The following is a 26,359-nucleotide window of genomic DNA, read 5'->3' as shown; positions in this document are numbered from 1 at the left end:
GACACGTAAACTTCCCCATCGATTAACCTAACAATATTCAATTCAGAATGACATAATTGTCACATTGCTCATTATTCCAGTCTTAAGTAACTCCTTTATTAAACTACCATTTCCCGTTAGCATAACAACAGAATCAAACATTAAACCTTGATCAATAAAAAATCCGTTAATCTTCTGAACTTGCTGCCCGTTATTTTGGATAATCAATTTCGGAGCATGCAGCAGATATGAATACCGAAACGTAACTTCCATCTGATCATTCTGCGGCCGCGTGCGTGGAGCCTCAATCACCATCATGATTCCAAAGCGCTGAGAAACCACACAGAACCGCCACCCCGACCAAGGATATGGGGGTCTTTGGTTTGCAAAACACAAAATATTAAGTATAATATTATTGTCGAAACGCTAAGGCGTCTGTACAGGATGGCTACCTGGCACTGATGATGGCAGGCCAAGCGCTTTATAAAGTTTTCTTTATGTGTATTTATACTTTAGGAGCGTGGTTATCTATGAAAATTAATATTACCGCACATTTTAACATTGATATTACTTTATCTCTTCATCTGTTAGCCGTAGCCAGTCTTGCTTATGAACTCAGTTCACTGACGAGCTCGTGAAATTCGAGCGAAAAGTATCTGTACTAAGACACCTTGTGGTGTCTTTTTTATTTTTATAGTAATTACCATCTAACCGATCTGCCCCCGCAAGAGAAAAGCAGCTTATGCTGCTCCTCCTCCACATCCTTCATTCTGATTGCTGTCAGCTTGCGACACGCCTTCCATCTGCTCGACAGTGACCACTAGTCATACCGTTTTCATTAGGGCCATTCATCAATAACCGAAGACCTCACTTTACTTGAGTAAAGGTAGAAGAATGGTAGAAGACAGGTAATTTCAAGACAAATGGCACGGTCCCGGAATCCCGGAAAACCGCGCCATTGCGCCATTCTTAGATATGCTGGTGAAGGGAATTGAACCCCCGGCCTACGCATTACGAGTGCGACCCAGCATATATTTATTAGGTTTTCCTGGGGTCTGTTGGGCAATAAATCGCGTGTTTTAAGCATATAGTTACTTCTAAAGTTTTGTTGATATTTGGTTGTTGTTAGAAGATTGGTTAGAAGTTTTGTTAGAAGAAAAACCGCAACGTAATGCTACCTTAACACCACGTTCCCGCTGGAGTAATAATGAGTATATGGCCAGCATATCACTTCTTCCTAAACCTCCTTGTACATGGGTGTCCTTGTGTTTACACGTTTATTATAGACGTCTTTAACCTTCCATTGAAACGAATGACGAAGCTAATCTTATGCCTGGCCTCCTTAGGCTCCAGCCCATTTTTGCAGGTTTTGCACTCCTTTACATAGGCAGATGCATATGACTAAAGTACACACAAAATCGTAAGAGGAGAATGAGTATGTACCATAATTCATGCCATCAGTATCAATTGCATTACCCTATGCATAACAATTGGATTAACAACTATCAGACATATCTGCCTCAACATTATTATAATTGCTACCCCTATGGAAAAATAAACTTAAGAGATTATGGACAATGTCCACTTGTAGTGAATATTGACCAGGTAGCAAAGCAAAACCAAACTTACCGTACCGCTTTATGGACAGGGAAATATTTTCAAGTGACTTTGATGAGTATCAATGTTGGCGATGATATCGGTTTAGAGGTCCATCCGACAACAGATCAATTTATACGTATTGAAGAAGGTCAGGGACTTGTTCAAATGGGGGATAGGAAAGACAATTTAGATTTTCAAGTGATGGCCTACGATGACTATGCAATTATGGTACCTGCTGGAAAATGGCACAATTTAACGAATACAGGAAACAAACCCCTTAAACTATATGTTATCTATGCACCGCCTGAACATCCATATGGTACAGTTCATGAAACAAAAGCAAATGCCATATCTGCAGAAGGTAAGCACGTTCAGATATAAAAACAATCTTATTTTGTCCCGGCCAGAGCCCGCGGCCAATTTATTCATCTTATCACAGCATAAGTTTAGTTTAGTATGCCTTAACTTCATATCTGTACCGCAAGCTGACCGCTCTAACCAACTGATATAGAGGAAAGGGATAACCCCTAAAACTCTATTAGTGAATCGTTGATTTTATTGGGGTTCGGGACTATAAGGTAAATTGGATTATAAAGAGTTCGCGACCAAATTTGTGACCAAAGTGATCACTGTATTTCTTCGGTTCTATTTAAACTGAAGTAATTATGTGGTCACTTTTATAAAGTCATTTGGAGACCAGCCTTAATCATACCTTTGCTCAAATCACTCCCAGATAAGTAGCACATCTCTACTCCGCAGAATCCACTGTCACTTCAAGTCAGTTCAATACATTTACATTCTGTCTTACTAAAAATCCGCATATGCTTTCAATACATCTTGACTAAGTATTTTTGCTGTAGTTAGGTAAATGAATTGTTTAGGCTGAGTAGTTAAGAATTCTCCCATTAGCCACTGTTCTTTAGCAGAAAAAATTTCATCAAAAAGATATGGATAGTATCTTGTAATTGATCCCAAGTAGAACATTACATTGTAAATAATAAATTCTGGAGAGTATCTTGAAATATTACTAGCTGATAGGTAATTAACATATCCATTAGTACCAATATAATACCATATACCTTTGTCTCTTAAGATCCGTGCTAGTTCGTAATAACATTTCCTAGTAACTCTACTAGAGGGCATAATATAGCTTTCAATAACTTTGGTTTTTCCTTCTTCCGTTCTCAATGTATAACCTTGAGACTCAAGAGTAACAATATCTTCTCTACTACACTTCACTTCAGCCTTAAAAATCAGTTCTCTACCATATTTGATTAACTCCTCATTCATAATTCTATAGAATACTTCTTTTTGATTATATATCTCTGAATATGTTCTATGTATTCCAACACAATGATTTAATAATTGTTTTACATTTAACGATAAGTTACTCGATATATCCTTCTCGTTTAACACCTTTTCCAATTCTGCTGATACATTTTTTGTGTCTAGCTTAAGTTTCATTATTGAAATCTCAGCATTTGAAAATTTATTATTCCCCCTCGCTTGTGTAATTCCATGATTATAGATACATTTTCCATATTTCATTTTAAGATTAATTACTATTTTGGCGAAATTAAGAAAGGAATAATAATATAACAGAGGTTGAGATTTAATAGGACTTTTTTCTGCTGCTTCATAGAAAAACTTTGCTTGTTCCAAAAGTGAACTCATAAATATTTTTTCAACGCCATTTTTCTTTATAACATAGTCCCAAAATCCCCATATATCTGATATTATCAATTTGTTGCTATCACATAAATTTATACAACTTGAATCACTTGTAAAATTCGGAAAACCGTATTTAATTGGTTGTAATATTTCCTTTTTTACTGCCATACGCTCTTACTCCTCTTTTATAGACTGTTAATGAAGTTTTAAAACTCACTCATTCTTATTTTTAAAGAAGGCCACACCTGCTATAATGCTACATAATGTTAGGATACTGAATTGGATTGTGCTGAAGCTAGTAAGACTAAGCAGGTATGACTGGCCCCTTTGAATGACCAGCAGAGGGATGTGTAGAAATCTACATTGCTTGATATTGCTACCGCTAAAAACCTTTTTAATTCACTTCTTCTGCTGCTGTGGCAGCAAATATTGCACTTTGTTCCTCCGATATAATTAATTTTTTCACACACACATAAAGATCTTTTAAGTGATGTTCAGTTAAATCCAGTATAGGTTCAAACATAAATGAGTTTAAGTGTATATTTTCAGGTGTCATAAGATTTACTTTTTCAAGTATTTTTATAGCCTCTACCTCATTAGAATAATCACGTTTGAATCGACCAAATAATTTACCTGTCTGGTTACTTTTTATTTTCGAAACAAATGTAGGATCGTTTATTTTTGAAATCATATACACTTCTGCATTAATTCTTGTTGCTATCGATAACACAATTTTATTTTCCAAATTCAAAGCTGTTTCTGTTGACTCGGCACAAAGTTGTTCAGCTACTTCAAAAATCACATCTAATACATACTTATCCTGATCGTTCAGTACCAAATGATCCATGTCTTTAAAAATTTCTTTATAGGAACTTTCAATATCTTTTATTAAAAGCATTCCAGAATCATCTTTCTTATGTAGAATTGAAGTGAGTTTGTTAAAATTCACTGTATCCCCTACATATTCAGCTATATTTCTAGCAAATGAAATAGAAGCAATTAATTTAACTTTGTCATTCAAGTCTTTTTTCCAGTTCACGAAAGGATTACTTATATATTTATATCCAGGATTTATTAAGTTTATAGAATCAACGTTCCTCACTGCCATATATGATTGAGTAAATTTATTCGTGTTTATTCTGTCTTGTACTGTTCGGTAGAAATCGAAATTATGTGTTAATATCACTAAACTGAAATTTTCCGAATCAGAGATTTCTTTTAGATACTCAATAATAGCGTACTTATTTTTATAATCGAAGGAATCAGCAATATCATCAATAATTAGTAATGTCTGTAGACCTTGCTTTCTCCTGCACTCAATTTCAAAAATAATGTTTAACAAATAAAGAGCTCTTGTTTCACCCTGACTCAATATCGATAGCAATATTTCCTCACTTACAGTTTCGGAATTTTCATCTCGATCTTTAAAAACGTACTCAACACTAGGCGCTTCGTCTCGTAATACGCTATCTGATTTATTACTCATTCTAAGGGTATATGGCACATAAAATCTTCTATTAAAAATATCAATTACATTTTCCCAATCCGTTTTTTCTTCATTCGCCTGCTTAATTATCTTTTTTAACTCAACTTGTCCGTCCTTGTATTCCTTAATTAAATTGAGATATAAAATGGAATGTTGCTGAAGATAAGAAAGCCAAACTTTCTTCTTTAGATTTTGAATATTCTCTAGTTCAATCAATAAATTTTGGTTCTCGAATAAATAATCTCTAAACTCTCTTAATTGAGCATTTGAAATTTTTTTATCAATAGTTTCAAATATTTTTTGAAGTTGGATATCCGATAAAATTTTATTTTTCTCTTCATCTATTAGCTTTGACAGCTCGGATGCTGAAGTTATCTCTGTTTTAACACCTTTCATATTCATATTAATTGTATGCTCAGCCTTGAAAAACCCATTATCCAATAAATTTTTCTGAACAGTAGTGGCATGGTAATGGTTAAACTCTTTCCGTAAAAAATTCGAGTTTTTTATTAGATCATTGTACTTCTCTATGTATTGCTTGATTTGATACTTAAAATCTCCAGTAGATAGAAACTCAACAACCTTCTCATCAAATACCACCTTATAAGAAATACTTGAAAACGGATAAATCAAACTATCAGCTGAAACTGAATCCTCAAGTTGATACAATATTTCTATAATTTTTGATTTCCCCGCATTAAAAGCACTAGTAATTTCATCTTCAACTTTATTTAGTTTAGTCTTTTTCTTCAACTCTTTCATGAGTAAGTCTTTAGCGCTATCTATCTTTTCATGAATTTCTGAGTACCTTTTTTTCAATTCTTCTTTTACGAGCAAAGTGGAAACACGATTTGATTTGAATTTTTTCTCATAGGGTCTAATTACGAAAATTGAATCTCTATTAACATCATCACCTGATGCATCGATTATTTTTCGCAATGATATACGGTCTCTAAAAACTAAATCGCTTGAGTCTTTGTCCTTACTGTAGTCATCAAATACATTAGCAAAAGAAGACTTCATAACCCCATTTGGCGCATAAATTACATAAGAATTTGTTTCAGTAAAGTCAAATTCGTGTTCTAATTTACTTATACCATAACAATTCTCTATCGTAACTTTGATGTTCTTCATACATTCAGCCACCTTTAGAATTAAGATTATCTGACGACAATTGTTCCAGACTTAGGCAACCTTCTTATCAACTTAAACAATCAGACCAAAAATAATTAATTAACTAACCAAAAATCGCCCTGCCAGCCTAAGCTAACAGGGCGATTGCGCCGATTCTTTCGGACTACACGCCGGTGCTTCCGATCAGTGTAGTTTCACATTAACATGATTGTAACAATCTGTAAATCGACAATTTAAAGTCATAAAGCGACAACAATTCCTAGTAGGCCTAAAGTCAGAAATGGTGCCAGCGGCACAGCGAGTTGGGCCTCCAGTGACAACAGCTTTCTTCCTCCCTGATACAGAAAAACAAAAATACACATCAACAACAAAGCTACCACCTCTCTTTCCAAGCCGATACATAATCCAACCAACACAACCAGTTTCACATCACCAGCCCCCAGGGATCGGGGGCTGATCATGAAGATCAGGAAGAACACTACACCTGGGACCAGCCCCCACAAGTATTCCTGACTACACAGAATCCGGAACATCAGTAATATCATAATGGCTGGGTACGTTAGCTTATTGGAAATTCGCCGCTCCGTGATATCCGTGTAGCTGAACCAGCAGCAAAGCATGATTAGACTCATTATCAGCAGCATATTAACTATGGCCATCACTTTATACTCCTAGATCCGGGAATAACAGTTGCAGGCCACAGATCACGATTACCTTCAGCAATGTAAATAAGTTAGATATCATAATTCCCTCCTTTTAGTGAGCCCTCTCGGTGCTCACAAGTAATACCCCACCGAGAACGATGGGGTTAGCTACTTTCTGTTTATTTTGTCCGTCTTACATTCTGCACATCGTCATACATTCCACCATAGATCTCAACTTGCTTCGTGATACATGTCACTAACCCATTCATTCCTGCAGGATCAGTTGATATCTTGATCCGGTAATAACCATCTGTAGCATTCATAGAGGTCATGTATTTGCGGCTCTGATAGACTTTGCCAGAGTCGGAGGTGATCTTGGTCAATGGTAACTCCCAGGTCGCATTATTGCGGTCCCCACCGGTCTTCTCCAGTTTGACCTGACGCTCGTACTTCCAGTTCGGGTCATAGAAGGTAGCGTACACCGCATCCGGGCCGTAGTAAGTTCCCCCTAACGGATATGCTGTTTCTTCTAGGCCTGTCGGTATCTTCGTCTCCCAATTTGTGTTGTACGTTGTATTCACTTTTAGCTCAATGCCGTAACCGGCTCTGGTAATTGCATTGGCATCCTTTCCGCTTTTCTTGGCGTAGGGGATAATCTCCCAGGAACCACGACTCTCCCTATCCGTCTCTTTGGGGTGGTTGAGATCTGTTGCTATGCCTTGCTTGGTGTTTACTTCTGCTGAGATCTTCAGATGCTCCTGGTACGTTACAGGAGTATTGCTCCAGTTAGGGTCACCGTAGTCTGTGTAATACTCAGTGAAGTAGTGAGTCTTACCATCCGCCGTTGTGTAGCTCGAAGTGTAATACTTCGTAGGATAACCAGTAATTACTGGGTAAGACACTGACCATTCACCAGCAGCCCCCGGCTGATTACATTCGCTCCCACTCCCTGAAGCACCTGAGACAACACTACAGCCTGTCGTGACTATATTATTGCTCCGATTCTGATCTACTTTTTCTTTCTCAGGATCTACGGAGAGCGTAAGATTGTGAACCCCTGTCGAGGTGCCTGTCCAATTAAAAGGACCCACGGTTAGCGTCTGACCCGCAGCAAAAGATTTTCGCGTCTCATAGATTGTGCTGGCGTTATCATAGAAACGAATGAGTACATCATTCTGCGCTGTCGCACTGTCGTTCTTAACCTTGCCGATGATGCTGGACTGACTACCCTTGGTTATGGAATTCGGCGAAGCCGTGATCGATACTGCAATCAAATCAGCCTTCGGAGCTACACGCTCAATCATCCATTCCCCATGTAGCCTATTGTTGTTGTAAGCCAACGCTGGTGACTCCAGCGCCCGATCCTGATGGACAGGGTTATTGATCGTAGCATCTACTTTGATATAGTACTTCCCCGGATCATCACCAATCTCTATTTTACCGAGCATGTAATTGAATTCTTGTCCATTCGTTATTGTCGCTGGAAGAGAGTTATACATCGAGGCCAGCGAAAACTCAGCGGTAAGCACGCCCCCAATCTTGACTGCCGCATTCATCGGCATCCCCCGCGTATTCACATAATCGGAGGCCATTATATCATCACCGTTGTACTGGAATTTCACCCAAAGTTGACCACCATCCGTGAGCGTCAGCTTTGTAGGTACAAAATCCAGCGCCTGCTCATCCGGGAGGGAAATGCTCTTAATAGCTGTCCGGCCATACCCATCATCCACGATGATATCAACATCTTTACCAAGGACTTTGGAGATGTCCCTTGCATTCACGCTTACATTGCCGTTATGGATCGCTTCACTAGCATGGATCAGTTTACCATCCGTTAGACTAACCACTTTGGATAAATCCGGAAATGCCCCCTTAGGGGCTGCGATGACCCGAATGTCCCGTTCGGAGTAGCCATAGGAAGAAAAGGCCACATTCAGTGCATTTCCCTGGGATACTGTCAATTTAGGCCAAGGAGAAACATCATAGAGCGCTCGGTAGGAGTCAGCGCTGATCTTTTGAGTGCTGTTGAACTTAATGCCCATGCGCGGGACAATGCCGGATGTGCGGAGGAACGGAAAAGCATACTGAATAATATAGTAATATTCATGTCCTGATTTAAATATAGGATCACTTGCCGTCTGAACAAACCGATCCCGGAAATACAATCGCCGTTTTGAATCAATCGATTGTCCAGACCAAATAGAGTCAAATAAGTCTCCCAGCGCTGCTTCACTTTTATAAACTAGACCAAACCCATTCTCCTTGCTGAAGTTCTCATCATCTGGTGTCTTCTTAACGTTAAAGACATCGTAATTAGGGACTATTCGAGTCTGCCCATCCGCAAAAGTGAACAGTCCCGCCCATCGATATAGCTGCCAAGGATTATTCACAACCTGCTTCTCAAGAGCCGGGATGTATCCGGCAAAACCAAAACCCTCCTCTTTTTCATAATCCCATTGGACATATTTGTGTAGCATCGGGGTTCCCGCCGCCGAAACTCCTTGAGCAAGCAATAACACGCTGATCATAACTAACAGAAAAACCTTGCTTATCCTGAGCGTTTTCAATTCGCTTTCCCCTCCAGAAAAAAATATGAGACTCTGCATAAAAAAGAGCCTGTCGCAATACGCGATCAGACTCTCAAGACTTGAATTAAAACTACAAATCCAATTCGATACTACTTCAAGGCTTTTGACAATTGAATTACCTCTGTTAATGTGGAACCACTATTTCCTTCACCAAACACGATTACATCATTTTTAATACTACCAAATAACTTACTCATATCTTCATTAATACTGGTGTCCAGAAAAATACCATAACCTTCCCAGCCGTTTCCACTAGTCTCAGGTTTAGAGATCGTAATGAATCCTGCCCCCTTACCGATGGTATACGAGTATGTTTGTCCAGGAGTTAACTTTACAGAAGTGCCATCTGCAGCGTATTTACTTGCACCTTCCGAAATCTTTGGCAAAGTAAAAGTCAGTTTTCCATTCGCAATCTTCATGTTATCGAGAAACAAAGCCTTACCCAGTTCGGTCTCTCCTCCCCACTTAAGTCCTACAGAAAACATATTATTCCCACCGCCAGCAGGCGTGGCCGAAGGAGACGGACTCGCTACCGGTGTTGCAGTTGCTCCTGTCGTAATCGTCACCAGACGTTTTTCTTGATTCCAGCCCACACCCGCACCGAGAGCCTCAGAAACAAACCGTAAGGGTACATAAGTACGGTTCTGTTGCAGACGCGCAGGTACATCCAGCTTCTGAATGACCGAGTTAACCGTAACAGTATCGCTGTTGATCTTCATCAGGATTTTCTTCGTACCTAACTCAATCGTTACGGATCGATCCAGGCCATAGCCCACCTTCGCCCCCAGCGCTTCACTGACGAACCGGATCGGTATCATGACCCGGTTATTCTCATAGTACGGCTTCGCGTCCGGGAACTTGAGCGCTGTTCCATTAACCTGTACCGAGACCGTGACCTGAGCTGCAGAGGCGGCACTCGCTACCAAACCTAACAACATAATCATGGCTAGAATCGCACTGCCAAATCTTAACCGAATGGATCTCATTCCTCTTCACTCCCTGTTTTTGTTTTCATATCCCGTATCAACGAAAGAAGCAAGCTAAGCGTGTGCTGTAGATCCTCTGTCCCTTTTAATAAAGTGCTCTCGTTGTCTTCAAGCAATTGCTTCCACTCCGGACTCCAAAAATACCGTGTTTCCTCTTCATTAAGTCGGGAGATGGCTTCACGCACGGCTGCAGGCCTTTTGACATTATGTTTAAGGCAGTAGTTGTCCAATATCGTCTCAGTGGTTTTATCCATCTTTACAGATAGTTGTTCATTTTTTGGATTGACAGAAGGCGGTCTACCCATTTTTTTAGCAGCCATTGAGATTCACATCCTATTTTTGAGTTTCTTTTACAGTAACATAATGATTCCATTATGTAAACCCAATTTTATCCTAATAATCTATATTTTTATAATGAATCCCCTCCCTCCTCTCCCCCACCGCACCTTAGCGCTGTAAAAAGGCAAAATAAAAAGCCCCTCTACGGTGCTTGTGTCGTGATGCTATTCCTATCCCCTTCCTTCATTCTCCTACAGAACAAGCTTACAGCATTTATTCAAGACAAACGTATGCAAAAAGTATGGAATTATCCGTTCTTGTACGAGTTCCTCTCTAACCATGCTGCTAAGGGATGAATTCCTATCTTTTTAGTTGCGACCTGGATCGCAACGTTGAAGAGTTCCTCGGGGTCTACATCCAGTTCAACGCCATTCACCCCGAGAAAGACATACGTCACCAGGACTCCCGTCCTTTTGTTGGCATCATAGAAGCAATGGGATGATATTAAACCGTCCATCAAAACCGCTGCTTTCAAAAACAAACCGGGATACTGCTCCTCACCGAAGACCACACTAAATGGCTTCTCGGATATGAAGTCAAGATATCCCGGTTCTCTGATTCCGGCCAGTCCGTTCGATTCGGCCAGTTCTGCATCATGAATTTCGATAATCTGTCGAGGTGTCAGTTGGATATACATCAGTTCTTAGCCAACTTATCCAAGGTTTTTCTGTATTTCTTCATGCCCTTTTTGGCAAGCTTCAGAACCTCAGCATCGGAGGCCGCTGATTGTTTACCCTCTTGCTTCTGTTCGATCATCTGTCCATCCTCCTTCTTCTCATCCATCAGCGTTCCTCCCAGGTTAGACTTGGTAAAGTATATACCCCTATCCTTCTATATATACTTGAGGATCACAGGATGATATCACAGGTTTGAGTTGATTATAGCATGTTCAGTCGAATCGGCAACCGGCCCCACGCTTCGTTCGTTATCTTTCATGAAACAAACAAAAAAGCGAAACGTTCCTTTACCCCTCCACCCTATTACTTACGTATTCCAATGTCTCTTCCAATACCTTATTCCGATTCAGGGAGGTATCAATATAAGGTATGCCATACTTAAGGCAATCATCATGTAAAGCATAATTCATTTTAGCCCAATGACCTGCATGCTGTTCTAAGTCTGAATGGGATAAACCATAAGACCAATCGGTCGCTTTATCATTTGTGCGGCAGAGGTCGATAATCCCCTGCTGATCAAGAGAACCATGACCTAAGCAGACAACGACATGTTCATCACAATGGATATAATCTCTAACGTACTTAGGGTGTAATTGTCCGCTCTCCAGGATACATTTATTTGTCTTTGATCCGGATAGGAAGAGTTCCAGAAGAAACCTCTGGAAATAATCACTATGCTCAAATTTTTTCTGTTCCTTTATATTATTCCTGAAGTATCCTTCCCTTCCTTCACCTCGAATCATAGCCCACTTTAAATCATCACTATGACTCAAATTGTATTCAGGCAGCTTGGCTTTCAACATGCCCGCTAATGTTGTTTTACCTGCTCGACCCACTCCTAAAATAAGAACACTCTTCATTAACGCTCCTCCTTCATTTAACATAAATAGCCCTATCAACCGGCAAAGTCACCTGTCAATAGGACTATTAAATATGATTTGATTAATCAGTAGAAATGATCAACATCTTCATTTTACATTAATCCAAAATTGCAATTCTGTATCGCTGATCGCTCGAACTTCAGGATATGTTACTTTGTGGCCCTTAGCCTCCAATTCTTTTTTGACATCATCCATTACACTGGCAGGTGCTTCACCACCCATATTTGTCTTACAAATAACACAATCTGTTTTTTTCTCCGTTTTAATCCCATCATATTGTTTGCCCTTATGACTATGAACGATCATCATGAAAGGGTCGCCGTACATATCCTTCAGGTTTAGATTTTCAATCAAAGTTTTTTTCAATAATTCCCTAGCCTCTTTATAGAATGCCAATTCTTTGAGATACTCTTTCTGATCCTTAGATTGTCCCGAAAATAAATTAAACATAATATCATCCTCCAAATTTTAAATTAGAGATCAATAAAAATAGACCTCCATTAATGGAAGCCTATATTGATCTTCACACTAGATTCCTGAAGCCAGTGTAAACGTGAACTGCGACCGGTAGGTTCCGACACGCAGCCCGGTTTGAGCTCCGGCTTGGTAGGCACTTCCGCTGCCTGCTGACACTACCTCCACCTTATCCGGTACCCGAAGCATGTAGCTCATCGGCAGCTGGTATTGTCCCATGCCCTGAAACGCTTCCGCTTTGGCTAGAATGACGGGTTCAGCAGTAAAAACATACGATCCATTCAGACTGAGCTTCATATCTTGACCTACCAGCGTGGTCGTATCTGTAACATCTACACTCAGAACCGTTGTAGGCATCTTCACGACTAGGCTGTTGGTTCCGAGGCTGTTATCGACCACAGGATCACTGACAAAATCCGTAATCTTGAGCGAGTAGTTCCAGCCCACGCCGGTGCCGCGAGAATCTTCAATCACAGAATTCGTGACACTATTCAGCACCTGATACTGATTGGTTGTACCAATCGTCACCGTATCAAGCAGTAACCCGTTGAATTGTGAACTGAAGCCGCCGCCCAGGACCGTAAAGGAAATATCCTCTGAACCAATCGGACTGCCCCAGCCAGGATCTATGGTTGGTTGCGGGGTGAGCGTAGGGGCCACTGTCGGCACGGGTGTCGCCGTAGGGGTGACCGTTGGTGTTGGTGCAACCGTTGGGGCTATTGTCGGCGCAGGAGTGAATGTAGGGGCCACTGTTGGGATGGGAGTCGGCCCATTAATAGAGGCCTGACCTGTCGCCAATTCATCCCCTGCCAGGTTTAGGATTCTGGTATCCACCACATGACTGCCTTGGGGCAGCGTGACCAGTCCTGTATACTCCGTCCACGACCCGTTATCATTGCGGACTTGGACTTTCACACTGGTATGGGTAGTTCCACTTTCAACCGTATACGTTCCGTTGCCTTTGTCTATTACCTTCGGATATCCGGCTGCAATAACGATAGGATCATTGGTCACATCCAGAGACATGATTGGGCTATAGGTAGCGCCTGCTCCTGATCGTGCTTTAAAACTAATTGCGCCTGACTGAATTAATACTACGGGAGCTGTGTAATTCTTCCATGTGGTTCCACCATCAACCGAGTACTCACGAGTTTGAATATCGGTTGAAGTCCCGTAATCAACAGTAACGACATGACGAGCAAATTTGTCTACCGCTACGGTATTTGTTGGCATATCCAGTACAATTGGAGCAACATAGTCTGGTGGATATACCGTTGGAAATCCGCCACTAACAGGATAACTATCAGCGCCATTAAGCATTTCTAAAACTCCGTCCTCTGTAATACCATACACATAGGCTGCACCGTTTCGATTCGTAACCGAATAAAATTTAAGAAACTTTTTCGGCAACGTGAAGAAGTTAGACGCCTTGTTCCACCCTGTTACCGTATGATCGGCTGCTAATGCATAGGTGTAGTTATCTGCTGAGGCTGCCAAATCGGTTATGTTCACGATCTGGTTGAGTGGTCCGGTTATTCTCACAGGAGTAGCTAATGAACCTCCAGCAATACCAGACCTATCTAAATAATTCAACCCCACTGCATATACCTTCCCATTCTTAAGGTACCAATAAGTACCACTATAATCGGAAGTTACCTTTGTAACCCCGGTATCAATAACTTTCATGGGTGAAAAAGCGGAGGTATAGAATTCTGATAGAGATGTCCCCCAATAGCTCAGATCACCGTTTTGAATGGACACATATCCTTGCAGTAAATAATAATTTGAACCTTGACTTGTGGTGGACATGTATCTGTGTACATTCGATAGGTTGATGTTACTGGGTAATGGAATTAAGGTATTGTTAGTCAACTCATTCGATGTGTCCATAGGGGATCGATAGGTGAACCAGTTTGAAAGCGTATAGGATGATCCATTTATTGTGAAAATGCGAGAAGATACATTAGCATTAATATTGGAGTATCCAGATCCTCCTGGACGCGTGGATATCACAGCATGATTCTGTCCATTCAAAAACTTCATATCAAAGTGGTTTGCTGAACTAAACGCTGGGAAGATGGAGGTTACATCGACAGCCTTAGAGGTCGGGGTCGTGAACGATGTTTTTCCAAAGGCTTCACCGACAAGGTACACCGCGTTATCTTTCACGATTAGAATCGATCTGTCGGAAAGATAGAACAACTTCTTCACGCCTGACAACTCTGCTCCGCTCGGATCAAGCACTTCAGTAGGAATGGTTTTATCAGCCGCACCACCAATGGCTAACTGGCCCCCGGTACCCTTCCCCCAGGACCATACGGTTCCATCCGTTTTCAGAGCAAAATAACTGTAGTTAGTCGCCATGGACCACGAATAGCCATTTTCGAGGACCTGAAAATCCGAAACTTGTTCTAATAGCTTTACAGCGCTTTTGCCTTTCAACTGAGAGTACATCGTGGTTCCTTGCAAATACACTTTACCTGCTTCAGTATCATAGTTTTCAAAATACATTCGGACTTTATCGGCTGTGATCGACTGCACTGGATAAATGTAGTTCTGCAGTACCTTAGTCCCATTAGAAAGGTTGAACACCGTACCATAGGTGGTATCGTTATGGTCGTAGGTAATGCTTTCTATGGTAGTAAAGGCAGCCCCCTCTGCATTGTTTCCATTCCCCGATAGCAGTATAGGAAATAGAAGCACCAATGATAGAGCTAAATAGATAGAACGTAATCCTTTATGCTTCGCTTTACTCTGATTCATAAAACAGATCCTCCTCCTTGTTCGTTATAATCCGGCTGTTGCCGTGTAGGTAAAGGTAGACGTATAGGTTCCCTGCAGTAAGCCCACATGCTGCCCGTTGCTACCCGTAATCAGTTTGGGAACGTTCAGGGTATAGGCAATTCCGAACTGATGTGTACCGGCACCTTCCGATGGGATCACCCCCACAATCCGGCTGTCTCCTGAAGATAGTACCTGATGATTGGCCAGTTCTCCTTTGGCTGCAGCAAAATCGATAGGTGTACCTGCAATTGCAGTCTTGTACTGCGTGGTAAACGATACGGACGAGGCCGGAATAACAAAGTCAACATTCTGGCCACTCACCATCTTGGTCAGTTTGAAATCCGTGGCCCGAAGGACCACACTCCATCCCGCTGCCGTACCGCGTGCATCCAGGACATACAGATTACTGTCCGCTGCTGACGTTTGGTTCTGCTTCAGATCAAGCGTAATATCCTTAAATGCCGGTTTCGTCTGGGTGATTTGAAGTCCCGCACCGGTGACTACCACTTCGGATTCATCTATATCTGCAGCAAAGGCAGACATCGGCATGCTTAAAACCATCAGCATGAACAGACCTACTAATACTTTCTTCATATTGCTCCTCCTCAATCATTTATCTTGGCTAACAGGCGCTGAAACAGACAGGTTTGCTTCTTCCTTCTGTTCCTTTTTCCGCTTCCATAGCAGAAGCAGCAGCCAGAACAACAACACAACAAACAACAGAATCACCACAATCGTGATTACCACGACCCACAGATGCAGCTCTAGCCAATCCCAGAACGTCTGTGTGACTTCAATCTTGCCTGCCTCCGTCAATGCGGCCTGGGAAGTCTTGGACTGCTCAGGTGTGACTTTGAAGATAAATGTTCGGCTGATCGTCTTGCCCGAGAAGGAGGCGGTATAGTTCACCTCATAGACATCCGGCAGCAGCAGCCGGTCATTGACGATATAGACCATATCCGCAGTACTCCCCGCGTAAATCGAGTCCGCTGCGTATTCCTGCTCATACCTGATCTCCCCCTGCCCATCACGGACCGTGATCTTGCCGGTGGGCTTCTCCAGGATCGTTCCGCGATCACTTAGCTTCATCGTCAGCCGGGAATGTCCCGTGCTGACATAATCATGCTTGAACTCATCAATACTCATCTCATGCTTGGCCTGATCGGCCTTGTATTCCAGAACGATCTGTACCCCGCTGCGGTTGACCACATCGATGGCCACCGAAGCCTGCTGCCCCTCTGAACCTGCAGCCGGTTCTTCTGCCTTGATCAGTTCTTCGGCAGCGATCACTCCCACGTACTGACCGGGGCGAAGATCCACCGGTACGTGCAAGACGTAATTGAAGCTACGCACTTCTTGCGGTTTCAGCGTGATGGCCTTCACGCCTTGCGGCTCCAGCCAGGACCCGACCAGAGTCAGGCGCTGCTCCTTTTCCGAGAAGCTTCGGCCCCCATTTTGTGCCGGAAGGGCATCAGCCGGATACAGCTTGAGCTGCACCGGCGTATCCTTGGCATTGCGGACCACAAAGGTATACTCACGCGTGTCCCCCGGCTTCACCTGGTCCTTATAATAGCCCCGGCCTTCTTCCACGGCTTTGACCGGAGACAGCACAAAGGAACTGTCGGCATGAACAGCCGCAGACAGCCACAGACAGCCGATGAATCCGAGCAACCATACACTCATGATTTTACGAACGTTTACTTTTTTCATGGACAACCTCAATTCTTCATTCTCTTATAGCCCGTTAACCAGGGTAAAGGTCAGACTCGCTTGATACTCACCGGCAAGCAGTCCCACCTGATCACCGGGAGAGACCTGATCAGTATTCTTTACTTCGGCCACCTCAATCAAGGCAGGAAGATCTACCTGTAGCAGCAACTCAGCGCTGAAGCTCCCCCGCCCGGAGCCTTCAGCAGCCTCCATCACCACCTGGGGCGATCCGGAAGCAAATACACCTGAGCCGGTGGTAACCCCTGCAGCTTCTTGCTCCGCAATCAGACCAGCTACCTGATAGGATGCATAGCCTGCTGGAATTCTCGCCTGGAGATTTCCACCCTGTACATCATGCCGGACCGTAAACTCATCCAGTGAAACTGCATATTGCCAACCAGAGTCGCCTTGCTGCTCCACCGTAAGGTTCAGCGACTGGTTAAACTGAAGATGTCCGGAAGCACTCAGCGTAAGCTGCGCCGGTTGACCGGCGAGACGTAGGTTGCCTAGAGGATTGCCATAAACGGCATAGGTGGCTGACATGACCGTGCTTCCTTCTCCGGTTTCAGGCTGGGCTTTTGCGGCATCAGTTACAGGGGAGTTCACAAGCAGCAGCATCATCCCCATCCACAGGCTGATTCTCTTCATACAATCCCTCCTCACCGAAGAAGTGTGCCTGCTGGCAGCAGGTAGACCTTCCCTGTTTCTTGCGCCTCCATCAGCAGTGCGGCCTGCTGCGGTGTCACCTCAAGTACAATTACGGCGGGAATCAGGCTTCCACCGTCTGCAGGATCAGGAACCTTCCCTTCCGCATTTAGCCGTTTCACAACCTTCAGACGGGACAACTCCGGCAGAATCATTTTTTTCGACTGCCCCGTTGCCGTATCGGAGACGAATGCATAGGCATCCACGAGGATACCAGGCTTGACCTCATCTCCGGAGGACATGACCAGATCCGTCTTCACCCCAATCTGCCGCATGCCTTCCTGTAAGGAGACTGCAGCCCCCATGCCAGAGGCCGCTGCCGTTGTCACCAGCGACTTGCGAATCGGAGCGCCAGCCATGAATCCATACTTGGAGGCATAGGCATCGCTGAAATCCAGCTCATCTGCGGTTTCTAGCGCATCCTCCGGTACTTCACTGACCACGACTTCGCGGAATTTCAATTGGTCTTTAGTAATTGGCATATACGGATCAATATTGGCTACAGCAACAATGATCTTCTTCGTCTGCACCTGCTGGGCAATGTTCCGGCTACTCATCTGAAACGCAACCAGCGCAAGGATCAGTCCGAGCAGGACGATCAATGCGCTGCGGGTATACTTATTCCATAGCTTTTTCAAAGGCTTATACTGCCTCCCTCTTTATTTATAGATACTTTCATAGGGAATATTGCGATGAACAGTTACTGGATACGACACCCCTGGAAGCGCAAAAGAAACATGCGTGCGAAACACCACATCGATCCAGGGAACATCCCCGGAATCATACGTCAGATGCAGTTCAAAGCTGCTGCTCTTCATCACCGGGTTCTCCATCGCAGCATTCAGGCCTAGACTCTGGATAAAGGCTTCTCGGGTTGCGGAGCGTAGCGTACTCTGTTCCAGCAGCACAAGCCCCTGCTGGGCATCCGTCACAATGCCGGAACGGATAATTCCTGCGTCAATCGCATTCTCTATCGTTCTCCCTGTCGAGTCATATACACTGTCCACCACCAGCAGATCCATCACCAGCACCACAAGAATCAGACCAAATAAAATGGCCCCTAAGACTTTGATCCACATCCTACTCCCCCGTCCTGTAGAATACATGTGCCAGTCCGGGGAGATGGACGGTGATCGGTACGGTATAGTTCACACCCACTGCCTTCAGGGCAAATACGTCATACTCCCGAGTGACGGTGATTTCCAGGCGATCCCCGCGCTGTACCGGCTTCGGGGTGGCGACAAGCGAGACCTTAGCCGGATTCATCCCCATACTTTGAAGTAACCCATCCAGCCGAGTCCGGGTCGCCTGGTCTGCCCCATTCTCCACCTTCATCACCTGCAGCACTTCATTGGCTGCTGTACGCAAGTTGGAACGAATCATTACATACTGCACAATGGTCACGACAATCAGTGCAATCATGAGGACGATCATCATCAGAAAGAAGAAGGACATGATACCATCTCCTCTCTCGCTCCGGATAAACTGTTTCCATCTGCGGCGCATGGCGCGTTCCTTAGTCAAGCGAGTTCATCTTGCCGAAGATTTTATCCACGACAAAGGTGTTAATCTGTGCCTTGAACAGCAGATACACTGCGATGAACAGCAGCAGCGTGATCAGAATACCAATCACCCATTGCATCGCATCTCCGCGTTCTTCTGTTCGGAACCGGTTCAGCCTTACCGCCAGAACTCCTGGAGCGTTCACCACTACCTGCTTTGTACCTTCAACCATTCTCTTCATCAGCTTCTTCATTCGTCAATCATCCTCTCAGTTCATGTTTATAGGGAATTAAACGCGCCGAACATTTTGATCAGCATCATAAAAAAGAACACCACCACATGGATAATGACCATTCCGTAGAACAGGTTCATCTTTCCCGGATTGCCCCTGGTGCGTTCCCGCAGGGCAAGCTTGCTTAAATTCCGCAAATCGTTTTTAACACCATTCAGATCGTCCTCAGCTTCATGAAATCCTTTCTCCGCCACGACATTGACCACCGACACAAAATCATACACCACAGGCACATGGACCTCTTTGGCAAACATTTGCAAGGCATCCTTCTGCGACATCGTCCCCATATTGGCAACAAGGCGCTTGAGCAGCGCAGATAACGTAGGACCACAGCGGGCACTCACTTCCTGAAAAATCACGTTTAACGGCTTGCCTACTTCCAGCGCAGTGATCATTTTGCTAATTAAAAACGGCAAATCCGCAATCAGCTGATTTTGCCGTTTTTGATATGCCTGGGAAATCTGCCGCATTTGGAGCCAAAAGAATAGAAACGATAGAATCGGTCCGGCAATGGCAAAAAAGACTTGCTGCACCATACCCGCCAGCACAAGGGCAAACCCGCCTGGCAAGAGGGCTTGAATGATCGCCCTGGCGAGATAGATCTCATAACTTACCGGGTACCCCAGCATGCCGTACATTTCGCGCTGCTTACTACTTTGCCTCTTTCCTTGTCTGGCAGAGAGCCTGTCGGCTAGGGATCGGACCATGGCATTCTGCTGCAGCCGCAATCGCTGCGCATCGGACTGGTTGACTAGAGCCGCCAGATTCATGAGCTGCTGCTGCCGCCGGAAGCCGGGAATGACGATCCGCAGAACAGGAATGACAATACATAGTGCGGCGAGCCCAAACAGTATGGATGTAATCATGTTTCACCTCCCTTACAAATCATCCAGATTCAGGCGCAGCAGCGAATCCTTCTTCCACAGTCCAATCATGACACTGACAATCATGCTTGCCAGCAGCAGCTTGCCGAATCCGGTCTGCAAGGTGGTTGCTGCCTTGAACTCCAGTACCAGCTGACTTTCGAGATAACCGAACAGGAACGGGAAGAGCAAGCTGATCCCGAACACCACGAACGGCTCCATCCGTTTTTTCTCATTCTCAATATCGATCTCCTGCAGCAGATGCATGTCTGAAGCGATGTCCGCGATGCTCTCCCGAATCCCTTCGACCGAACGGGCGTGGAATCCATCTTTGTTCCCGGCGAGTACTTTTTCGCAGAAATCATCGAACTTTTTGAATTGAACCGCTTGTTTCATCTGCTCCAGCACCGTGGGGACATCGATCCCGATCCGCAGCGAAGCGTACATCTGTTCAAAGTACGGAACCGTCACACCGCTCATGACCGGCAAGGACATCTCCAGTGACTTCTGGAGGGACTTACAATCCCGGAACTTGGAGGACAGCAGCCGCAGATTCCCCGGCAAGTTCAAGAGCACCTCTTTCCTGCGTCTGAACTTCACCGCCGAAATGATCATCTTCGGTACAATCACGCCCATTGCGACTCCCACGCCGACAAACCAGATGTTCGCGGTCCAGTAGGCCACCCCTGCACCTATGACAAGGGCGAGACCCAGGAGTTGCACATAGTTACGCCATTCCAGGTGAATGCCTGCCGCCTTCGCTTCCGCTTGGGTCTGCTCAAATCCAAAGGCAATCCGCAGCTGTCTGGAACGACTCCTTGCCGCAGGCAGCAACGAGAACAGGCCAAAGGAGACCAGAAGACCCGCTGAGAGCAGCAGAATGATCATCATATGGCCTTCAACTCCTTCGCTTCGCACCAGCGCCGGAGGTCTTCCTGCGCGGGGTCTTTCAAATAAATCTTCTCCATCAGCGACTCGGACTGGATCTTGCCGACCCGCACATGCCGTTTCCGGCTGTAATCGTATTTGAAGATCGGATTGAGCACCGGTTCCTCGGTTCCCCGGTAGCCAATCAGCTCCGACAGCTCGGTTACAACCCGCGCTCCATTCGGCAATTTCTTCTGAAAGACAATAAGGTCAATCGATCCGGAGATCTGACTGGCCGCAGCCATCGTATTCCCGTTAAGCTGGAGGAACCGGGTTGCCGCCTCTTTCGCGCTGTTGGCGTGAATGGTCGTCCAGACGGTATGTCCGGTGTTCATGCCGATCAGACTTTGCTGCGCTGCCGGTTCATCCCGGATCTCCCCGATGCACATCACCTCTGGCTTGAGCCGCAGACAGGCTTTGATCAGCTTGGCGATACCGTAGCTCTTCTTCTCATCCTCGACCTCCTTCACTAGCAGGGAAGGCAGATTCGGATAATCCAGATACTGCCGCTTGCTGGCCAGCATCATTTCCTCGGAATCCTCAATCGAGATGATGCGGGTGATCGGCTCCATACACATCGGCAGGCGAATGAGCTGTGTGGTCTTGCCGCTGTTGGTTCCCCCGCCAATGACGAGATTGGCACCCTTCGGAACAATGAAATGCAGAAATTCGGCCATCTCCGGCGAGATGTTTCCATACTGGATACACTGCTCATCGGTGTACACATCCGGCGGGAACTTGCGGATACTGATCAGCGGTGCATTAGCGCTAACCCCCTGGTACTCTTTCGTATCCGCAACTACACAAATCCGGAACCCCCGATAATTCGCATCCACAATTGGATCGGTGCTGGAGATCGGTTTACCGATCGGCATGAGCATTTTGTTGATCACTTCGTACAAGTGAGACACGCTCTGAAACTTGATATCTGGCCGGTGTATGTCTTGCCCGCCCTGCTCAATGATCACTTGCTCCGGACCGTTGATCTCAATCGAACTGACCGTGGGATCATCCAGAATACCCTGCAGCACCCCAAGCTCAGTGATTTCCTTCTGCACCCATTCCACCACTTCATTCAAGGGGATCGATAGGGCATAGTCATTCTGTTCCCGGATCAAATCCGAGATGTAGTAACGGATCTTCTGCCGTGAGGGTTCATGGGTCAGGGACTGTACATATTCGTCCAGGTGATCCTCCTGCAGCCGGTAACGGACAAAGTTCAGCAGCCCCTCCAGCTTCTTGGCATCCCCCTCCGACCATTCACTGTTGACTGGCTGAATGGAAATCTGAACATCCAGATATTCCAGTGGTTCAATAATTCCTACCGTTTCGTTGTCACGTCCAGCAGCTTGTGCTTCCCTTATGGGGATCTTGTTCGGATCAAGTGTCTTCCAACGCTTGATCAGCTCAGCGAATTTGGTATACACAGGCGCTTCATCAATTTTGACATTGGTATCCGCCGAGAACAGAAAAAGTCGCTCCCGCTCCACACTGAACACTTCGATCAGTCGGCGGTAATGCGTATAATTGCCGACAAAATCAATGGCATCTGCGCTGTAGAGTATGGCTGCATCTGAAGTCCGGAGTGCGAAGTGAGTTGTTGGCTGGATCAGCGAACCCTGTGTGAGCAGAATGAGCACATCATAGGAAGCTTCCAGCTGTTGCCGCAGCATTACTGCTGCCGAGATCAGCGTTTGATTGGAAGATAATTTACGAATTACAGGTGCTTCCGGCTGCGAGCGCGGATTGACCAGCATGTAGTCCACGCCACTCCGCTGGACCATGTACTCCTGGATTGGCTTCAAAGCTTGACGGTCCAGATCGAGCAGGAACTGATCCATGGTGCGCTCTTTGTGGAGTTCGGCGATTTGCTGATCGAAGGTGTAGGCAATGCGCGGCAAACCGACACAAGGCAACTCCGCGACCACCACGCGCTGATCTTTGGGATAGGTGCGGATCAGTTTCATCACGCCCTGAACCGCATCCCCGCCGCCCAGATTGGCGAAGGCGATCACCTGCGCTTTGCCGGTCATGATCTCCCCTCCGTCTCACCCCGGTGACAATTGCCCCGGTACACCCAGCCTTGACTTGTTTTTTCTAAGGTGGCGTAGGTGGCTTTGCCTCCAACATGGCTATTCGGCTCCCCAATCTGGATGATCTTCGCCGTCCAGCAGGCCGGAGGCAGTACATTCAGAAAGTGATCGGCCATCTCTTCATCTACCACATCACCGATCTGGAGGTAGTCCTCCAAATCTCCTTCCCAGTTTGCATAAGTCTTTATCATTTCATGTTCACTCCTTATTGTGCCTGGTACGTATCTACGATGTTCCATTTGCCATTCGAGAACACTTCCACTGTGACCTGATTGTTGTAGGCCATACCATCCGCAACGGTCAATCGGGACAACCAGACCCGTTCATTGCCGGTATCCTTTTTCAGATTATCCGTGTGTGATTGTTGCAGCGTAGGTAAAGCCTTCAGCTCAGCCAGGCTGTGCTTTTTATCCAATGTTATTCCCTCCCTATCGTCTTCTTGAGTGCTCGCCAAGCCGTAAGCAAAGTGCTCACTGCCTGTTCCGGACCGTGCCAAAACAAGTTTTCTCTCAGGCTGCTTATTTGGGTGTTAAAGGCTTCCCAGTCGCTCCCCACGATCAGGGGCTGTGACTCCTGCGGATGAGGCTCCTCCTGCGTAACCACAGATGAAGAGATGGCTTTCTGAATCGCCTCTTCCAGCGTCCCTTCCTGGAGCCTGAGCTTGACCTCCCGCAACACACCTACATCCTGCCAATCCAGCTGCCTGCGCTTGCCATCCCGATTGAAGGTGTACCCTTGCTCCTCTAATAAGATGACCCAACGCCGCAATGTGCTGACCGGCGTATTCAACATTTCTCCTGCTTCTTTGAATCCAACTTCCTGCATCCCACTCTCCTCCCTCAACGCAAAGGCCGCCCCTGCGATTGCTAGGGCGGCCTCTTTTTGATTTCTTGCATGATATAAGATTAACTCAATTATTCAAGTAGAACGTTTGATAAAAGTACGTAAAAAGTATCGGATTTAGGATTGACGCAGGCAAGTCAACATATTCGTAGGATTTGATCAGATTACTCATGCGCTTCTATGCCAGTTTCTTAAGTGCTAATCGTCTTAAATATTCAATTCGCTGTGCATGTTCATAGACATTCTTCTCCAACGATTAATCAGCTGCTGCCATCAATCGGCAGCGCGAGTCGAGAACAGTTCCTTCAGTTTGAATCCTTGACTTTTTGGGTAACCATCCGCGTCCAGGATTCTTGGCAGGAGGGCTACCTTAGGCATCACTTTAGCCCCCCTCGAGATACCACATTATTCTGTAGCACAAATTAACTCGCAATAGCCTATTAATGGAGTCTTCAAACTGCACGTAATCAACCCCAATCCATGGTCGGCAAGCTGCTATCACAGGTTCCTGCGAGCTTTCCCCCCAAAAAAACTTCCCCCAACTAGTGATACGGTTCAGCTTAACGGATCTGTCGGCGAAAAATACGCTGTGACTGTATAGGAATATATTTTATAAGCATTATTCTTTGGTTGGTACTTTTGTGCCAGCCCTTTTCCCGTACATCAATTGAAAATACCATGTATTTAGCTCTTCCTCAATAATACGGCTTGTACTATTATAAACATAGCTCATTTTTGTTACGCTGCCATCTTCATTATGAAATTCGCTATCATTTCTCATTACAAGGATTTTGTCGAGTTCCTTAATATAATATTGCATCACAGGAAGATTTGTTGTTTTCCCGGTTAAATACCATTGGAAATGCACTACCTTGTGTGCTATTTCATTTTTAATTGTAAATATTTCCAAGTAAACATTGTCATAAATACGATTCTTCAGTTTCTTGGAGTTCCAAATGAAGTCTATATTTGCATAGGAAGTATTTAAAGCACTATAATCATAATCTGCCATCTTTATGATTGTTCTCATAATTTGCTCTTCGTTTTCATCGTGTTCATACAACCCAAGATTCCGAACTGCTTTGCAAGCATGAGTATAAAACTCCTCTAATGTTCTTCGCCGTTCTACGTTGTAGCCAACTACCGAGATTATTAATGCAAGCACTCCACTCGATAGTATCCCCACGGCTATATTGGACCAAAAACTTACTCCTTTATATTCCAAAAATAAGGCTAGTGAAAGCGCAAGAGCGCAGATTATCACCATGTAAATAATTGTTAGTTTATGAATCTTCACATTCCCCGTCCTCCTAGTCTTGATTACCCTATGTTTGAGATAATACCGATAAGAGCTTCACTTGTCTGTAACTGATGATTTAGTCATGCTGTAAGCGTCAAACCTAGCCCACCTGTAAACCCAACGCCAGCCATGAGATCATAGGCATATCTTAAATCAAGGAGATCTGCCAGATGACCAATGCCGAACAACGCCAGTATGAGTGGACAGAACGCATCAGGGACTATCGGGCCAGTGGCCTTACCATGTCTGCCTGGTGCGAAGCACAGGGTTTGACCATACATCAATTGAAATATTGGCTCCGCAAAATCGATTCCAGCCAACCTCACTCTTTCGCCCCTTCCTTTATTCCGGTGACCGTTTCTCCGCTATCCTCGCCTTCCTCCTTGACTCTTCGTATCGGTCGGACCTCTCTTGAAGTGCAGGCAGGTTTTTCTCCTGAACTGCTTCGTCAAGTGGTTCAAGCCCTGGAGCACTTATGTTGACGCTACCCGAAAAGGTTTATTTAGCGGGCGGCAGCACGGATCTACGCAAATCCATCGACTGCGTGGCCGCCCTGGTTCAGAAGCGATTTCAGCTCGATCCGTTCGCGCCCTGTCTGTTTGTGTTTTGCAATCGCCAGCGTGACAAACTCAAAATGCTATATTGGGAACATAATGGCTTCTGGCTGCTGTACCGCCGCCTGGAACGCGGAACCTTTCAGTGGCCGAGGTCTGGCGACCCGTCGGTTGTCGTTTCTTTTCGCGAACTTCGCTGGCTCCTGGATGGACTTTCCCTTCAACAGCGGCAGGCTCACAAACAGGTCACCGCTCAGACCGTCGTTTAAAGGATTTTTCATTTTTGTAGGCCTGGTAGCAGGAAAATAAACAGTTTTGTCGAAA

Annotated in this window: 29 protein-coding genes; 3 read left to right on the top strand and 26 right to left on the bottom strand. The window is 45.0% G+C overall.

Translation table 11 applies throughout. The features are described from left to right. Positions 1-42: 42 nt before the first annotated feature. Positions 43-321: a hypothetical protein gene (locus MKZ09_RS02985; RefSeq protein ID WP_076138190.1), complete on the bottom strand. Its 279-nt coding sequence runs from the start codon at positions 319-321 to the stop codon at positions 43-45. A gap of 1,095 nt (positions 322-1,416) precedes the next feature. Between MKZ09_RS02985 and MKZ09_RS02980 the strand changes: the two genes are divergently transcribed. Next, on the top strand, positions 1,417-1,959 hold the full coding sequence (locus MKZ09_RS02980) for a cupin domain-containing protein (RefSeq protein ID WP_076162413.1): 543 nt from the start codon (positions 1,417-1,419) through the stop codon (positions 1,957-1,959). Between the two features lie 426 nt (positions 1,960-2,385). Here MKZ09_RS02980 and MKZ09_RS02975 read toward each other — a convergent pair whose 3' ends face one another. From MKZ09_RS02975 to MKZ09_RS02855, 25 genes are all read right to left on the bottom strand, one after another. Next, positions 2,386-3,417: a YaaC family protein gene (locus tag MKZ09_RS02975; RefSeq protein ID WP_076162411.1), complete on the bottom strand. Its 1,032-nt coding sequence runs from the start codon at positions 3,415-3,417 to the stop codon at positions 2,386-2,388. Positions 3,418-3,643: 226 nt separating this feature from the next. Then, positions 3,644-5,869 (bottom strand): hypothetical protein, encoded by a 2,226-nt coding sequence (locus tag MKZ09_RS02970; RefSeq protein ID WP_076162409.1) that lies wholly within the window; start codon positions 5,867-5,869, stop codon positions 3,644-3,646. A gap of 239 nt (positions 5,870-6,108) precedes the next feature. After that, positions 6,109-6,528, bottom strand: a complete 420-nt coding sequence (locus MKZ09_RS02965) for a prepilin peptidase (RefSeq protein WP_076162407.1) — start codon at positions 6,526-6,528, stop codon at positions 6,109-6,111. Between the two features lie 164 nt (positions 6,529-6,692). Further along, positions 6,693-9,083: a CARDB domain-containing protein gene (locus MKZ09_RS02960; RefSeq protein WP_076207468.1), complete on the bottom strand. Its 2,391-nt coding sequence runs from the start codon at positions 9,081-9,083 to the stop codon at positions 6,693-6,695. 110 nt (positions 9,084-9,193) lie between these two features. Next, positions 9,194-10,090 (bottom strand): copper amine oxidase N-terminal domain-containing protein, encoded by an 897-nt coding sequence (locus MKZ09_RS02955; RefSeq protein ID WP_076162403.1) that lies wholly within the window; start codon positions 10,088-10,090, stop codon positions 9,194-9,196. Continuing rightward, on the bottom strand, positions 10,087-10,410 hold the full coding sequence (locus tag MKZ09_RS02950) for a hypothetical protein (RefSeq protein WP_076162401.1): 324 nt from the start codon (positions 10,408-10,410) through the stop codon (positions 10,087-10,089). The genes MKZ09_RS02955 and MKZ09_RS02950 overlap by 4 nt, the downstream gene beginning before the upstream one ends. A gap of 266 nt (positions 10,411-10,676) precedes the next feature. Then, positions 10,677-11,066, bottom strand: coding sequence for a type II toxin-antitoxin system death-on-curing family toxin (locus MKZ09_RS02945; protein ID WP_076162341.1), 390 nt, complete (start codon positions 11,064-11,066; stop codon positions 10,677-10,679). Continuing rightward, positions 11,066-11,212 carry a hypothetical protein gene (locus MKZ09_RS02940; protein WP_179089665.1) on the bottom strand — a complete coding sequence of 49 codons (147 nt, stop codon included), beginning with the start codon at positions 11,210-11,212 and terminating at the stop codon, positions 11,066-11,068. The genes MKZ09_RS02945 and MKZ09_RS02940 overlap by 1 nt, the downstream gene beginning before the upstream one ends. A 181-nt stretch (positions 11,213-11,393) precedes the next feature. Next, positions 11,394-11,966: a hypothetical protein gene (locus tag MKZ09_RS02935; protein WP_076162343.1), complete on the bottom strand. Its 573-nt coding sequence runs from the start codon at positions 11,964-11,966 to the stop codon at positions 11,394-11,396. A 108-nt stretch (positions 11,967-12,074) separates the two neighbouring features. After that, positions 12,075-12,437, bottom strand: coding sequence for a hypothetical protein (locus MKZ09_RS02930; RefSeq protein ID WP_076162345.1), 363 nt, complete (start codon positions 12,435-12,437; stop codon positions 12,075-12,077). A 78-nt stretch (positions 12,438-12,515) separates the two neighbouring features. Continuing rightward, positions 12,516-15,224 (bottom strand): hypothetical protein, encoded by a 2,709-nt coding sequence (locus tag MKZ09_RS02925; protein WP_076162347.1) that lies wholly within the window; start codon positions 15,222-15,224, stop codon positions 12,516-12,518. A 24-nt stretch (positions 15,225-15,248) separates the two neighbouring features. Next, positions 15,249-15,839: a hypothetical protein gene (locus tag MKZ09_RS02920; protein ID WP_076162349.1), complete on the bottom strand. Its 591-nt coding sequence runs from the start codon at positions 15,837-15,839 to the stop codon at positions 15,249-15,251. A gap of 15 nt (positions 15,840-15,854) precedes the next feature. Beyond that, positions 15,855-16,955 (bottom strand): WxL protein peptidoglycan domain-containing protein, encoded by a 1,101-nt coding sequence (locus MKZ09_RS02915; protein ID WP_076208665.1) that lies wholly within the window; start codon positions 16,953-16,955, stop codon positions 15,855-15,857. A gap of 24 nt (positions 16,956-16,979) precedes the next feature. Then, positions 16,980-17,603 carry a hypothetical protein gene (locus MKZ09_RS02910; RefSeq protein WP_076162353.1) on the bottom strand — a complete coding sequence of 208 codons (624 nt, stop codon included), beginning with the start codon at positions 17,601-17,603 and terminating at the stop codon, positions 16,980-16,982. A gap of 11 nt (positions 17,604-17,614) precedes the next feature. After that, positions 17,615-18,298, bottom strand: coding sequence for a Flp pilus assembly protein CpaB (cpaB, locus tag MKZ09_RS02905; RefSeq protein WP_076162355.1), 684 nt, complete (start codon positions 18,296-18,298; stop codon positions 17,615-17,617). A 21-nt stretch (positions 18,299-18,319) separates the two neighbouring features. Next, a complete protein-coding gene (locus tag MKZ09_RS02900) occupies positions 18,320-18,739 on the bottom strand; it encodes a hypothetical protein (protein ID WP_076162357.1) in 420 nt (139 codons plus the stop codon). 1 nt (position 18,740) lies between these two features. Continuing rightward, complete coding sequence (locus MKZ09_RS02895) at positions 18,741-19,115, bottom strand: DUF4320 family protein (RefSeq protein ID WP_076162359.1); 375 nt, start codon at positions 19,113-19,115, stop codon at positions 18,741-18,743. A gap of 61 nt (positions 19,116-19,176) precedes the next feature. Then, a complete protein-coding gene (locus MKZ09_RS02890; RefSeq protein ID WP_076162361.1) occupies positions 19,177-19,416 on the bottom strand; it encodes a hypothetical protein in 240 nt (79 codons plus the stop codon). 26 nt (positions 19,417-19,442) lie between these two features. Then, positions 19,443-20,321, bottom strand: a complete 879-nt coding sequence (locus tag MKZ09_RS02885) for a hypothetical protein (protein ID WP_076162363.1) — start codon at positions 20,319-20,321, stop codon at positions 19,443-19,445. 12 nt (positions 20,322-20,333) lie between these two features. Further along, on the bottom strand, positions 20,334-21,209 hold the full coding sequence (locus tag MKZ09_RS02880) for a hypothetical protein (protein WP_076162365.1): 876 nt from the start codon (positions 21,207-21,209) through the stop codon (positions 20,334-20,336). Then, positions 21,206-23,278 carry a CpaF family protein gene (locus MKZ09_RS02875; RefSeq protein WP_076162367.1) on the bottom strand — a complete coding sequence of 691 codons (2,073 nt, stop codon included), beginning with the start codon at positions 23,276-23,278 and terminating at the stop codon, positions 21,206-21,208. The genes MKZ09_RS02880 and MKZ09_RS02875 overlap by 4 nt, the downstream gene beginning before the upstream one ends. Beyond that, entirely contained in the window at positions 23,275-23,529 is a 255-nt protein-coding gene (locus MKZ09_RS02870) for a hypothetical protein (protein WP_081389395.1), read from the bottom strand. The genes MKZ09_RS02875 and MKZ09_RS02870 overlap by 4 nt, the downstream gene beginning before the upstream one ends. A 14-nt stretch (positions 23,530-23,543) precedes the next feature. After that, positions 23,544-23,753, bottom strand: a complete 210-nt coding sequence (locus MKZ09_RS02865; protein WP_076162371.1) for a hypothetical protein — start codon at positions 23,751-23,753, stop codon at positions 23,544-23,546. A gap of 2 nt (positions 23,754-23,755) precedes the next feature. Further along, the gene (locus MKZ09_RS02860; protein WP_076162373.1) at positions 23,756-24,163 is read right to left on the bottom strand and encodes a hypothetical protein; all 408 of its coding nucleotides are present in this window, start codon (positions 24,161-24,163) and stop codon (positions 23,756-23,758) included. Positions 24,164-24,800: 637 nt separating this feature from the next. Further along, complete coding sequence (locus MKZ09_RS02855) at positions 24,801-25,478, bottom strand: hypothetical protein (RefSeq protein ID WP_076162375.1); 678 nt, start codon at positions 25,476-25,478, stop codon at positions 24,801-24,803. 173 nt (positions 25,479-25,651) lie between these two features. On the opposite strand from MKZ09_RS02855, the gene tnpA reads away from it, so the two are divergent. After that, positions 25,652-25,963, top strand: a complete 312-nt coding sequence (tnpA, locus tag MKZ09_RS02850) for an IS66 family insertion sequence element accessory protein TnpA (protein ID WP_076162377.1) — start codon at positions 25,652-25,654, stop codon at positions 25,961-25,963. Then, on the top strand, positions 25,957-26,304 hold the full coding sequence (gene tnpB, locus MKZ09_RS02845; RefSeq protein ID WP_076162379.1) for an IS66 family insertion sequence element accessory protein TnpB: 348 nt from the start codon (positions 25,957-25,959) through the stop codon (positions 26,302-26,304). Before tnpA ends, tnpB begins: the two co-directional genes overlap by 7 nt. Positions 26,305-26,359: the final 55 nt, after the last annotated feature.

Source organism: Paenibacillus sp. FSL R5-0908 (genome assembly GCF_038006245.1).
In the GTDB taxonomy this organism is placed as follows: domain Bacteria; phylum Bacillota; class Bacilli; order Paenibacillales; family Paenibacillaceae; genus Paenibacillus_AQ; species Paenibacillus_AQ odorifer.
Note: the sequence above shows the minus strand (reverse complement) of the source record. Positions and strands in the feature narration are given on the sequence as shown.

What these genes read in the sequence shown, in the direction of transcription:
- MKZ09_RS02980 (WP_076162413.1), top strand. Translation starts at nt 1,417, where the DNA reads ATGTACCATAATTCATGCCATCAGTATCAATTGCATTACCCTATGCAT.
- MKZ09_RS02975 (WP_076162411.1), bottom strand. Translation starts at nt 3,417, where the DNA reads ATGGCAGTAAAAAAGGAAATATTACAACCAATTAAATACGGTTTTCCG.
- MKZ09_RS02970 (WP_076162409.1), bottom strand. Translation starts at nt 5,869, where the DNA reads ATGAAGAACATCAAAGTTACGATAGAGAATTGTTATGGTATAAGTAAA.
- MKZ09_RS02965 (WP_076162407.1), bottom strand. Translation starts at nt 6,528, where the DNA reads ATGGCCATAGTTAATATGCTGCTGATAATGAGTCTAATCATGCTTTGC.
- MKZ09_RS02955 (WP_076162403.1), bottom strand. Translation starts at nt 10,090, where the DNA reads ATGAGATCCATTCGGTTAAGATTTGGCAGTGCGATTCTAGCCATGATT.
- MKZ09_RS02950 (WP_076162401.1), bottom strand. Translation starts at nt 10,410, where the DNA reads ATGGCTGCTAAAAAAATGGGTAGACCGCCTTCTGTCAATCCAAAAAAT.
- MKZ09_RS02945 (WP_076162341.1), bottom strand. Translation starts at nt 11,066, where the DNA reads ATGTATATCCAACTGACACCTCGACAGATTATCGAAATTCATGATGCA.
- MKZ09_RS02940 (WP_179089665.1), bottom strand. Translation starts at nt 11,212, where the DNA reads ATGGATGAGAAGAAGGAGGATGGACAGATGATCGAACAGAAGCAAGAG.
- MKZ09_RS02935 (WP_076162343.1), bottom strand. Translation starts at nt 11,966, where the DNA reads ATGAAGAGTGTTCTTATTTTAGGAGTGGGTCGAGCAGGTAAAACAACA.
- MKZ09_RS02930 (WP_076162345.1), bottom strand. Translation starts at nt 12,437, where the DNA reads ATGTTTAATTTATTTTCGGGACAATCTAAGGATCAGAAAGAGTATCTC.
- MKZ09_RS02925 (WP_076162347.1), bottom strand. Translation starts at nt 15,224, where the DNA reads ATGAATCAGAGTAAAGCGAAGCATAAAGGATTACGTTCTATCTATTTA.
- MKZ09_RS02920 (WP_076162349.1), bottom strand. Translation starts at nt 15,839, where the DNA reads ATGAAGAAAGTATTAGTAGGTCTGTTCATGCTGATGGTTTTAAGCATG.
- MKZ09_RS02915 (WP_076208665.1), bottom strand. Translation starts at nt 16,955, where the DNA reads ATGAAAAAAGTAAACGTTCGTAAAATCATGAGTGTATGGTTGCTCGGA.
- MKZ09_RS02910 (WP_076162353.1), bottom strand. Translation starts at nt 17,603, where the DNA reads ATGAAGAGAATCAGCCTGTGGATGGGGATGATGCTGCTGCTTGTGAAC.
- MKZ09_RS02900 (WP_076162357.1), bottom strand. Translation starts at nt 18,739, where the DNA reads ATGTGGATCAAAGTCTTAGGGGCCATTTTATTTGGTCTGATTCTTGTG.
- MKZ09_RS02895 (WP_076162359.1), bottom strand. Translation starts at nt 19,115, where the DNA reads ATGTCCTTCTTCTTTCTGATGATGATCGTCCTCATGATTGCACTGATT.
- MKZ09_RS02890 (WP_076162361.1), bottom strand. Translation starts at nt 19,416, where the DNA reads ATGAAGAAGCTGATGAAGAGAATGGTTGAAGGTACAAAGCAGGTAGTG.
- MKZ09_RS02885 (WP_076162363.1), bottom strand. Translation starts at nt 20,321, where the DNA reads ATGATTACATCCATACTGTTTGGGCTCGCCGCACTATGTATTGTCATT.
- MKZ09_RS02880 (WP_076162365.1), bottom strand. Translation starts at nt 21,209, where the DNA reads ATGATGATCATTCTGCTGCTCTCAGCGGGTCTTCTGGTCTCCTTTGGC.
- MKZ09_RS02875 (WP_076162367.1), bottom strand. Translation starts at nt 23,278, where the DNA reads ATGACCGGCAAAGCGCAGGTGATCGCCTTCGCCAATCTGGGCGGCGGG.
- MKZ09_RS02870 (WP_081389395.1), bottom strand. Translation starts at nt 23,529, where the DNA reads ATGATAAAGACTTATGCAAACTGGGAAGGAGATTTGGAGGACTACCTC.
- MKZ09_RS02860 (WP_076162373.1), bottom strand. Translation starts at nt 24,163, where the DNA reads ATGCAGGAAGTTGGATTCAAAGAAGCAGGAGAAATGTTGAATACGCCG.
- tnpA (WP_076162377.1), top strand. Translation starts at nt 25,652, where the DNA reads ATGACCAATGCCGAACAACGCCAGTATGAGTGGACAGAACGCATCAGG.
- tnpB (WP_076162379.1), top strand. Translation starts at nt 25,957, where the DNA reads ATGTTGACGCTACCCGAAAAGGTTTATTTAGCGGGCGGCAGCACGGAT.